Consider the following 1,691-nt stretch of genomic DNA (forward strand, 5'->3'; position numbering starts at 1 on the left):
GCTTTGTTATATTTACATCAGGCAGCTCAGTTAAGAAGTCGAGATGCATGTTTGTTATTGGGACAATTATATGAATTAGGAAGATATGTGAAAAAGGATCATCAAAAATCATTGGCTTATTATCAAGTCGCAAGTGAGATTTTGAATCAGTCAAATGAAAAGGAAAGTAGAGAAAATTATGAAAATATATAAAAAGAATGATGAAACATCTTACACTTTAGGAGTGTTTCAAACAATTGAATTATTAAAAAAAAGACCTCAATATCTCATAAGAGTTGTTGTACATTCTTCTATTATTCAAAATAAAGGTTATCCATTAATTCAAGAACTGTGTCAACAATATCATATACATATAGAAATCCATGATAAGACAATAGATAAATTAAGTCCTAAAAACAATTGTTTTGCAATTGGTGTTTTTAAAAAATATTCAGATCAAATTCAGGAAGGAAATCATGTTGTTTTGGTAAACCCAATGGATATGGGAAATATGGGAACAATGATGAGAACTATGCTGGGGTTTGGATACCTTCATTTGGTTATTATACGTCCAGCAGTAGATATTTTTGATCCAAAAGTGATACGTGCATCTATGGGGGCTATTTTTCATCTCAATATACAGTATTATGATAATTTTGAATCATATTATCAAGAATATAAATATCATGAATTTTATCCCTTCATGTTAAAAGGTGCCAAAAATATACATCAAATATCTACAAATAATGTTCATTCATTAGTGTTTGGGAATGAAAGCAGTGGTTTAGATGATACTTATTTGAATTATGGTCAGAGTGTTTTTATACCACATAGTGAAACTATTGATTCATTGAATTTATCAATGGCTTTAGGTCTTACACTTTTCCATTTTTCCAAAGAACAATTTCAAAGAAAAGAGGTACTAAGAGATAATGTATAATTTTGATAAAATTGTAAATAGAAGACAAACAAATAGTATTAAATATGATCGAGAAAAAGCTCAAGATACACGTATTATCCCTATGTGGGTTGCTGATATGGATTTTGAAACATTACCTGAAGTCAAACAGGTATTAATAAAAAGAGCAGAACATGGAATTTTTGGATATGCAGCACCAACTGACTCTTATTATCAATCAGTTATTCATTGGTTAGGGACGAGACATGATTTTCATGTAGAGAAAGATTGGATTATTCCTACACCAGGAATTGTAACAGCATTAAAATTGGCGGTGAGAGCTTATACAAAACCATCAGATAATGTAATGATTATGAAGCCTGTCTATTATCCATTTGATGCATCTATTCAATTGAATGGTAGAACAGTTATAGAATGTCCTTTATCTTTTAATGGAAAACAATATATATGTGATTTTGATGTTTTTGAACAGCAAATTGTGCAAAATAATGTAAAAATGTTTATTTTATGTCATCCTCATAATCCAATTGGAAGAGTCTGGTCAAGAAATGAATTATATCAAATAGGTATGATTTGTAAAAAACATCATGTTTATGTTGTAAGTGATGAAATTCATATGGACTTTGTTTATGGAGATAATCAACATATTGCTTTTTATAATGTTGATCAATCATTTAAAGATTTTACAATTATTTGTACATCACCATCAAAAACATTTAATTTGGCAGCTTTACAAACATCTAATATTATAATAGCCAATGAGGATATGAGAAAAAAATTTGTTGATGAAAAT

General features: G+C 28.7%; 2 protein-coding genes and 1 pseudogene. All 3 read left to right on the top strand.

What is annotated here, in order from left to right:
* Window positions 1–192: pseudogene (locus tag ACLR9T_RS14485) on the top strand (sel1 repeat family protein); the annotation flags it as partial.
* Window positions 179–919 (top strand): TrmH family RNA methyltransferase, encoded by a 741-nt coding sequence (locus ACLR9T_RS14490; protein WP_413110157.1) that lies wholly within the window; start codon window positions 179–181, stop codon window positions 917–919. The pseudogene ACLR9T_RS14485 and the gene ACLR9T_RS14490, both read left to right, overlap by 14 nt.
* On the top strand, window positions 912–1,691 hold a 780-nt coding region (locus ACLR9T_RS14495; RefSeq protein WP_413110158.1), incomplete at its 3' end, for a MalY/PatB family protein. The genes ACLR9T_RS14490 and ACLR9T_RS14495, both read left to right, overlap by 8 nt.

The organism is Thomasclavelia sp. (assembly GCF_047249845.1).
Taxonomy (GTDB): Bacteria; Bacillota_I; Bacilli_A; order Erysipelotrichales; family Coprobacillaceae; genus Thomasclavelia.

Bases quoted from the DNA above. Each gene is read 5' to 3' on its own strand.
- ACLR9T_RS14490 (WP_413110157.1), top strand. From the start codon at position 179: ATGAAAATATATAAAAAGAATGATGAAACATCTTACACTTTAGGAGTG.